Origin of the sequence: Pseudonocardia sp., from assembly GCF_035305885.1 — a bacterium.
GTDB lineage: Bacteria > Actinomycetota > Actinomycetes > Mycobacteriales > Pseudonocardiaceae > Pseudonocardia.
Genome location: NZ_DATGOP010000044.1, coordinates 1 through 6,242, shown reverse-complemented (window position 1 = coordinate 6,242; position 6,242 = coordinate 1). Strand labels below are relative to the sequence as shown.

The window sequence follows — 6,242 nt, the reverse complement described above, 5'->3', positions numbered from 1 at the left end:
GAGGGGGAACGTGACCGTCCGGAACACCGTCGCGGGCGAGGCGCCCAGGCTCAGCGCGGCGGCGGTGAGCGTCCGGTCGTAGCCCTGCAGCCGGGCGAGCACCGCAATCAGCACGAACGGCACGGCGAGCGCGGTCTGCCCGAGCACCAGGCCGAGGATCGTGCCGGAGAGCCCCAGCTGCAGGAACGTCCCGTAGATCGCCAGCGCGATGAGGATGTTGGGGATCACCAGCGGCGCGGAGAGTGCCGCGGCGCCCGCGACGCGCAGCCGCCTGCCCAGCCGCATCAGCCCGAAGGCCGCGCTGGTGCCGATGGCGACCGCGAGCGGCGTGGAGAACGCCGCCACCTGCAGCGACACCAGCACGGCGTCGCGCCACCCGCTCGACTCGACGAGGTTGCGGTACCACTGCAACGACCAGCCCGGGGGCGGGAACTGGAACGTCGAGCCACCGGAGAGGCTCATCGGGATCAGGAACAGCGTGGGGACGGTCAGGAAGGCCGCGACGGCCCACACCACGACCGACAGCACCGGGGATCGCCTCATCGGACGGTCTCCTCCAGGCTCTCCTGGCGGGCGGCCGCCGCTCGCCGGGAGACCAGCCGGGACAGCAGCAACATCGCGATCGTGACGACCAGCAGGAAGATGCCGATCGCGTTCGCGCCCGCGAAGTCGAGGACCTGCTCGACCCGCGCCATGATCAACTGCGCGATGAGCGTCTGCTGCGGTGAGCCGAGCAGGGCGGGGGTGATGTAGAAGCCGAGGGCGAGGATGAACGTGAGCGCCCCCGCCGCCACCAGGCCCGGCGCCGACAGCGGGAGGTACACCTGCCGGAACGCCCGCGCCCGGGTGGCGCCCAGCCCCTGCGCGGCGTCGACGAGCCGCCGGTCGATCTGGTCGAGCCGGGCGTAGAGGGGCAGCACCGCGAACGGCAGCAGCACCTGCGACATCGCGATCAGCACCGCGGGCGTGGTGCCCAGCAGCGGGTACTCGATGCCCAGCGTCGCCTGCACGAACCGGTCCACCAGCCCGCCGCGCTGGAACAAGATCATCCAGCCGAAGTTCTTGGCGAGCGCGCTGGTCCAGAACGGGATCAGCACGATCGTGAACAGCACCGCGCGGGCGCGCGGCCCGCACACCGTCATCGCGTACGCGTACGGGAACGCCATCAGCAGGTCGATCACGGCCACGCCGAAGGCCACAGCGAGGGTCCGGCCGAGGACCCGCAGCGTGTAGCCGTCGGTGAACAGCTCCACGTAGTTGTGCAGGCCGACCGTGGGCTCGGTGACGCTGACGACGACGATGCGCGCGAGCGGGTAGACGAACAGCGCCAGCGACGCGATGACCGCGGGCAGCAGCAGGAGCAGCGTCGCGGTCCGGGACCCGGTCTCCCGCTCGGCCGCACGCGGCCGGGCCGGGCGACCGACCTCGAGGACGGCGGTCGTGGTCATCGTCGGCTCCCCCTCCGGGGGTGGTCAGGGCGGGTTGAGGCGGCCGATCGAGCGCGGCTCGACGGCACGGGGCGGGCAGCGCACCGGGGCGGGCGCTGCCGGGGGGCAGGTGGTCTGTCAGTTCACGGCTCGGTCAGTTCACGGTGATGCGCGCCACCGCGGCCGCGAGCCGCTCGGCGATCGCGCGGTCCTCGTCGTCGGGCATGAACACGGCCAGCCCGATGGCGGCGAGGGTGGCGACGATCTCCCCGTCGGCGGTGAGGATCGGGGCGGCGATCGTCTTGATGCCGCCGCCCGCGTAGACCTGGCGCGCGGTCAGCAGGTCCCCGACCGGGACCAGCCCGTCGTCGGTGACGGACCGGAGCCTGCCGGCGCCCGTCCGCCTGGCGCGCGCGTGGTAGGCGGCGAACAGGCGCGACTGCGCGGCGTCGGCCGGCAGCGAGCGCCCGACCTCCACCGAGATCGTGGTGATCCGGCTGCTGTCGGGCACCACCCGGGCGACGACGGGTGCGCGCCCGCCCCACACGCTCAGCACGACCGTGTTGCGGATCTCCCGCGACAGCTCGTGCATGACCGGGCCCGCCGCCTCGACCACCCCGAGCCGGGACAGCGCGAGCGTGCCGATCCGGCACAGCACCGGGCCCAGCTCGTAGGTCGTGGCGTCGCGCCGCTGCAGCAGCCCGCGCTTCTCCAGCGACACGAGGTAGCGGTGCGCCGTGGACCGCCCGACCCCGAGCACCTTGGCGGTGGTGGCGGTGTCGAGCGAGGGGGAGTCGGGGTCGAGGCACTCGAGCAGGGTGGCGATCCGGGCGATCACCTGGATGTCGCCGCCGGCACCCTCGCTCTCGGCGCGGGCCGGATCCGACTTCCCCACGGGGTCCTCCGCTGCGTTGCGCAATACGGGATCGATGTCGCGGCATGAGCGACGTGACAGGACGTTAGCGGAGCACATCTTCGGCGTCAATGCTCGTCAAGCAATGTTTGTCTGACAGTCCGACCAGCTCGTACGGTGACGTGCGCGTGCACCGAGCGCGCAGCACGCGCACCACGCGACGCACAGGAGGAACCGGATGAGGGACGAGCGGGAACGGGTCGCACTGGTGACCGGCGCGGCCGGCGGGGTCGGGGGCGCGCTGATCGAGCTGCTCGCCGGGCGGGGCTACGGCGTCGTCGCCACCGACGTGTCCCCGGCCGTCGAGGAGCTCGCCTCGCCCGCGGTGCTGCCGGTGGTCGCCGACGTGTCCGACAGCGCGTCGGCCGAGCAGGCGGTGGCCACGGCGGGGCGGGAGTTCGGGCGGCTCGACCTGCTGGTCAACAACGCCGCCCGGTTCCTGCGCAAGCCGATCGGCGAGGTCACCGACGCCGACTTCGACCGCCTGATCTCGACGAACGTGCGCGGCGCGTTCGTCCACTCCCGGGCCGCGGTCGAACCGCTGGCCGCGACCCGGGGCGTGATCGTGAACGTCACGTCGATCTCCGGCCTGGTCGGGATGCCCAACCAGTCCGTCTACGCGATCACCAAGGGCGCGCTGGTGCAGCTGACCCGCCAGCTCGCCATCGAGCTCGCGCCGCGAGGGGTGCGGGTGAACGCCGTCGCGCCCGGCGCGATCGAGACGGACTTCATCGCCGAGGCCAGGGCCGCCGACCCCGACCCCGAGGCCACTGCCGCCGCCGTGCTGAGCAGGCACCCGCTGGGGCGGATCTCCACGCCGCAGGACGTCGCCGAGGCGATCGCGTTCCTCGCCTCGCCCGCGGCGAGCGGGATCACCGGCACGATCCTCTCCGTCGACGGCGGGTACGTGGCCCAGTGACCGGGCCCGCGTCGCCGCGCCCGCTCGCCGGGCGTGGCGACGCCGGGTCAGGCGACCTGCCAGGCGGTCCACTTCTCCGCCACCGCGTTGTAGTTCTGCGACCACCACTCGGGGTCCTGCAGCACCACGTCGCCGCGGTCGTCGCCGAGGAACGGGTTGAACAGCTTCCCGGACTCGGTGAACGCCACGGTGTTGGGGTCGACGTCGCTGCGCACCGGCGTCAGGCCGGAGAGCTGGGCGTAGGTCCGCAGCTGCTCGGGCTGCAGGGCGAACTCGAGCGCCTGCTTGGCCGCCGCCGCGTTCGGCGCCCCCTTCGGCACGACGAAGGCGTCGAAGTCCCAGCTGGTGAAGTCCCAGACGGGCATGAGGTCGCTGCCGCTGTCGCGGATGATGCCCAGCCGGCCGCTGAGCGTGATCGTCATCGTGGCCTGCTTGTTCACCAGGTTCTGCTGCAGCGCGGTGAACGACGGCGCGAAGATGATGTCCTGCTTGATCGTGCCGAGCTTGGCGAGCGCCCGGTCGACGTCGAGCGGGTAGAGCCGGTCGGGCGGCACGCCGTCGGCCACGAGCGCGGCCTCGATGATGCCCTTCGGGGAGCCCGCGAACACCACGCGCTTGCCCGGGAAGCGGGCGGTGTCGAAGAAGTCGCCGATCGTGGTCGGCGCGTCGCCCTGGTAGACCGAGGCGTCGTAGGCGAAGCCCGCCGCGTACTTCGTCGCGGGCACCGAGCAGTCGGTCGTGGTCCCCTCGGGCACCAGGTCGACGGGGAAGCGGCTGAGGTCGATGGGCTCGAACAATTCGCCGCAGTACTGCTTGACCAGGTACGAGCCGGTGTGCACGACGTCCCAGACGGTCTGGTCCTGCTCGACCATCGTGAGCAGCTGGCTGATGTAGTTCAGCGACGTCACGTTCTCGAACGTCGCGCCCGTCTGCGCGGTGAACGGCTCCTGGAGCGCCTTCTTCTCGTACTCGGTGGCGTCGCCGCCGGTGGTCTGCCACGTGATCGTCGTGTTCGGGCCTGCCGGCGCGGCCGGGTCCGCCGCCGTGGCCGTCCCGCAGGCCGCGGTCGTCAGGACGGCTCCCGTGACGGCCGCGGCCAGCAGCTGCGATGGCCTCATTGCTCCTCTCCTCCCCGTCGAGTTCGAGGTCCCTCTTGCGCGATCGGATGGTGGGATGACACTCTGCATCGCGAACAGCCTGTTCGCAACCCGAACAACCAGGTCCCGGTCCATCGGCGCACACCGAGGGGGATCCGCCTTCCCATGGCCCCGTTCCGCGAGCTGCTCCGCTCCGCCGACGCCCCGGTCGTCGGCACGTTCGTCAAGATCCCGTCGCTGGAGGTGGCGGAGATCCTCGGCGACGCGGGCTTCGACTTCGTCGTGATCGACACCGAGCACGCGCTGCTCTCGGTCCGCGACGTCTACGGCCTCGTCGTCGTCTACTCGCGGATGGGCGTCGCCCCGCTCGTCCGCATCACCGACCACGGCTACGGCGACGCCCAGCGCTACCTGGACGCGGGCGCGGCGGGCGTGCTCGTGCCGCACGTGTCGAACGCCCGGCAGGCGCGGGAGACCATGCGCCAGTACCTGTTCCCGCCCGCGGGCACGCGCGGCATGGGCTACGCCGCCCGCGCCGGCCGGTGGGGGCACCTGCCCGGAGGGCCCGCCGAGTACGTCCGCGCCGGTCAGGAGGACGTCGCGCGGATCGCCATGATCGAGGAGCGGGAGTCGGTCGACGACATCGGCGGCATCCTCGCCGTCCCCGGCGTCGACGCGGTGTTCATCGGCCCCGGCGACCTGTCGCTGTCGCTGGGCGAGCCACCCGGCTCGCCCGCCGTCCACGACGCGGTGACGCGGTGCATCGACGCGGCCGTCCGCGCCGGCGTGCCGGTCGGCACCGTCGTGCAGGGCGAGGAGCAGATCCGCCTGCGCGCCGAGCAGGGCTGCCGGTTCCTGCTCGTCGGCAACGACACCGGCATGGTCGCCTCGGCCGCCCGCGCCGCCACGTCCACGGCCCGCTCCGCGCTCACCCCCACCGCGCTCGCCCCCACCGCGGGCGCCGCCCGCTGACCCCCGAGGAGGTCCGACCACCGATGGCCTACACCCGCGACGACCCGCGCTCGACCCTCGCGGCGCCGCCCCGTGCGCCCCGGGTGGGCGACGGCGCGATCGCCGCCCCCGAGTTCCTCGACTTCTCCGTGCTCCCGCCCGACGTGGTCACCCCGGGCGGCAGCAACCAGTGGATCGCGCGCGGCCAGAACTTCGTGTTGATCTACACCGAGCCCGCGGCCGGCGACGTCGTCTTCTCCTCCACGCTGAAGGCCGAGCAGGTCCTGCTGCTCATCGACGCGACCAGCTCGCTGCGCGGCACAGCAGGCGTCGACGGGCCGCACGAGGTGACCGGCCCGGCGCTGGTCGTCGTGCCGCCGGGGGAGAGCACGATCACGAGCACCGGCACCGGCGCCATCGTTCAGCTGCTGGAGTCCGGCGAGACCGAGTGGGCCGAGAAGGCGTCCAACGCCGACTCCTACACCGAGCCCCACCCGCACGTCGCTCCGCTCGAGCCGTGGCCCGAGCCGGTGGGCGGCTACCGGTGGCGGACCTACCGGATGGCCGACGTGCCCGACGACCCGGCCCGCTTCGGACGGATCTTCCGCACCCGGTCGTTCATGGTCAACTTCCTGCCGCCGAGCAACGGGCCGCGGGACCTCACGACGATGTCGCCGCACGTCCACGAGGACTTCGAACAGGCGAGCCTCGTGGTCGCCGGGACCTACGTGCACCACATCCAGACCCCGTGGGGCACGGACGGGACGCGGTGGCGTCCCGAGGACCACGTCCGCGTCGGCAGCCCGTCGCTGACGATCATCCCGCCGCCGACCGTGCACACCTCGCAGGGCATCGGATGGCGCGGCAACCACCTCATCGACATCTTCTCCGGTCCGCGCCACGACTTCTCCGCGCGACCGGGGTGGGTGCTCAAC

At 72.7% G+C, this 6,242-nt stretch carries 7 protein-coding genes; 3 read left to right on the top strand and 4 right to left on the bottom strand.

Translation table 11 applies throughout. The annotated features are described in order from the left end of the window. The 3 genes from VKZ81_RS08435 to VKZ81_RS08425 form a co-directional block, all read right to left on the bottom strand. Positions 1-543: ABC transporter permease (locus tag VKZ81_RS08435; protein ID WP_324240889.1), on the bottom strand; the 543-nt coding region annotated here is incomplete at its 3' end. After that, positions 540-1,448, bottom strand: coding sequence for an ABC transporter permease (locus VKZ81_RS08430; RefSeq protein ID WP_324240888.1), 909 nt, complete (start codon positions 1,446-1,448; stop codon positions 540-542). The genes VKZ81_RS08435 and VKZ81_RS08430, both read right to left, overlap by 4 nt. A 133-nt stretch (positions 1,449-1,581) precedes the next feature. Then, positions 1,582-2,322 carry an IclR family transcriptional regulator gene (locus VKZ81_RS08425; RefSeq protein WP_324240887.1) on the bottom strand — a complete coding sequence of 247 codons (741 nt, stop codon included), beginning with the start codon at positions 2,320-2,322 and terminating at the stop codon, positions 1,582-1,584. 196 nt (positions 2,323-2,518) lie between these two features. Between VKZ81_RS08425 and VKZ81_RS08420 the strand changes: the two genes are divergently transcribed. Further along, positions 2,519-3,259 carry an SDR family NAD(P)-dependent oxidoreductase gene (locus VKZ81_RS08420; protein WP_324240886.1) on the top strand — a complete coding sequence of 247 codons (741 nt, stop codon included), beginning with the start codon at positions 2,519-2,521 and terminating at the stop codon, positions 3,257-3,259. 47 nt (positions 3,260-3,306) lie between these two features. On the opposite strand, the gene VKZ81_RS08415 is transcribed toward VKZ81_RS08420, so the two are convergent. Beyond that, positions 3,307-4,377 carry an extracellular solute-binding protein gene (locus VKZ81_RS08415; protein ID WP_324240885.1) on the bottom strand — a complete coding sequence of 357 codons (1,071 nt, stop codon included), beginning with the start codon at positions 4,375-4,377 and terminating at the stop codon, positions 3,307-3,309. A 144-nt stretch (positions 4,378-4,521) separates the two neighbouring features. Here VKZ81_RS08415 and VKZ81_RS08410 point away from each other — a divergent pair, with 144 nt between their 5' ends. Both VKZ81_RS08410 and VKZ81_RS08405 read left to right on the top strand, forming a co-directional pair. Continuing rightward, the gene (locus tag VKZ81_RS08410; RefSeq protein ID WP_324240884.1) at positions 4,522-5,328 is read left to right on the top strand and encodes an HpcH/HpaI aldolase family protein; all 807 of its coding nucleotides are present in this window, start codon (positions 4,522-4,524) and stop codon (positions 5,326-5,328) included. A gap of 23 nt (positions 5,329-5,351) precedes the next feature. Then, a partial coding sequence (locus VKZ81_RS08405) for a hypothetical protein (RefSeq protein ID WP_324240883.1) occupies positions 5,352-6,242 on the top strand: 891 nt, incomplete at its 3' end.

What these genes read in the sequence shown, in the direction of transcription:
- VKZ81_RS08415 (WP_324240885.1), bottom strand. Translation starts at nt 4,377, where the DNA reads ATGAGGCCATCGCAGCTGCTGGCCGCGGCCGTCACGGGAGCCGTCCTG.
- VKZ81_RS08430 (WP_324240888.1), bottom strand. Translation starts at nt 1,448, where the DNA reads ATGACCACGACCGCCGTCCTCGAGGTCGGTCGCCCGGCCCGGCCGCGT.
- VKZ81_RS08420 (WP_324240886.1), top strand. Translation starts at nt 2,519, where the DNA reads ATGAGGGACGAGCGGGAACGGGTCGCACTGGTGACCGGCGCGGCCGGC.
- VKZ81_RS08410 (WP_324240884.1), top strand. Translation starts at nt 4,522, where the DNA reads ATGGCCCCGTTCCGCGAGCTGCTCCGCTCCGCCGACGCCCCGGTCGTC.